The 1,438-nt window shown below is 37.2% G+C and carries 2 protein-coding genes and 1 pseudogene; all 3 read left to right on the top strand.

Annotated features, from left to right (window positions below):
* Window positions 1–259 (top strand): annotated as a pseudogene (locus BB781_RS16005) (hypothetical protein); the annotation flags it as partial.
* A gap of 206 nt (window positions 260–465) precedes the next feature.
* On the top strand, window positions 466–663 hold the full coding sequence (locus tag BB781_RS15045; RefSeq protein ID WP_094229263.1) for a DUF2683 family protein: 198 nt from the start codon (window positions 466–468) through the stop codon (window positions 661–663).
* Complete coding sequence (locus tag BB781_RS15040) at window positions 660–923, top strand: type II toxin-antitoxin system RelE family toxin (RefSeq protein WP_094229262.1); 264 nt, start codon at window positions 660–662, stop codon at window positions 921–923. Before BB781_RS15045 ends, BB781_RS15040 begins: the two co-directional genes overlap by 4 nt.
* Window positions 924–1,438 lie beyond the last annotated feature (515 nt).

Genomic DNA, 1,438 nt, shown 5'->3' with positions numbered 1-1,438 from the left:
TACAAACCAGGCTGAAATTGATCTTGACCACATTATTGCATCATACAAAAGAAGGTGGAGAATTGAGACAGGTTTTAGGATTCAGGATGAAGCATGTATCAAATCCAAGTCTACTGATGTGAATATTCGATTTTTCTATTTTGCATATGAGCAAGTGTTGCAACTGATATGGATCATTCTTTACAAGAACGAGGAGAGCTTCAAAGTATTTATGATAGATATGTATGAAGCATGTCTGAAAAGGTATAAAAATATGTGAATAAGCAGCCACCTCCATTGAATCAGTTACGTGGAGGTGCAGGTCAATGGATCAACAGGGAGTCATTGATAGTAACCCTGCAAAATACGGAAACAAAAACACTTTTGTTACTTGCTTTAGGTGGAACTATCAAAAAGCCGTATATCATTCGGAGATACTGCCAGCATCAACATTCTTATATATCTACAACTCTAGAATAATCTACTATGAGAAGTGCTCATCATTCCATTCGTACATTTAACAATAAAAAGATAGCTGGATCCAAGAAAACATCTTATCCACCTGAAGAACGTTTTAATCCTGAATTTATCAAAGAAGTGGAGCAAGCACAACAGGAAATCCAAGATGGAAAAGGAATCAAATTCAAAACGGTAGATGACTTATTTTCTTATCTTAAAAAATGACTTATGAAATAGCCATATCTCCTAGTTTTGAGAAAGATACTAAAGCTCTCTTAAAAAAAGATCCTGTCCTCTCCGATCGTATCCAAAGAGCTGTAGTTAGTATCCTGAATAACCCTGAGTGTGGTAAACCTTTGCGCAATGTAATGAAGGGGCATCGCAGAGTCCATGTTGGCCATTTCGTTTTAATATACAACGTAGATGATACTAACAATACAATTACTCTTTTAAGATTTAATCATCACGATAAAGCGTATAAGTAAATCAAAACCACCCTGCCAACCTTCTCTGAATCTCAACCCTTTCAGCTTCCGTAAACGGTAATCCCTGATAATGATTCATCGATGTAAGTTTATCGTGCCCCTGGCGAAGACAGACTATGTTCAGCGGAATCCCTGCAGCAACCATCCAGGACTCTATACTTTTCCTGGTTCTTTTGCTGCTTAATCCTTCGAGATCCGGGCCTGATCTTTCACCCCACCTTAACAGATTCTCATTCCAGGTTGACTGTGAGGGCGGCTGCTTATTCTTGAAAAAGTAGTACTGTCAGTTAGCTGGCTGTATTGTTTTTCTGTAAGTGTATTACTGCTAATGTTTCTTTTAATGTATTAAAGATAAAATCGTATCAATGGCAGTTTTAGCATTCTTCGGTGACATTCTGCTATATTTTTCAATCCCTTCCTCTGATTCATATACAGAAATGAGGGATTCTTCAAGGAATGGATACAATTCTAATAGTTTCCCTAAGACTGGAATATCAATTTGATATCCGCCATAA

The sequence above is a fragment of the Methanolobus psychrotolerans genome (genome assembly GCF_002243045.1).
GTDB classification, from domain to species: Archaea; Halobacteriota; Methanosarcinia; order Methanosarcinales; family Methanosarcinaceae; genus Methanolobus; species Methanolobus psychrotolerans.
Note: the sequence above shows the minus strand (reverse complement) of the source record. Positions and strands in the feature narration are given on the sequence as shown.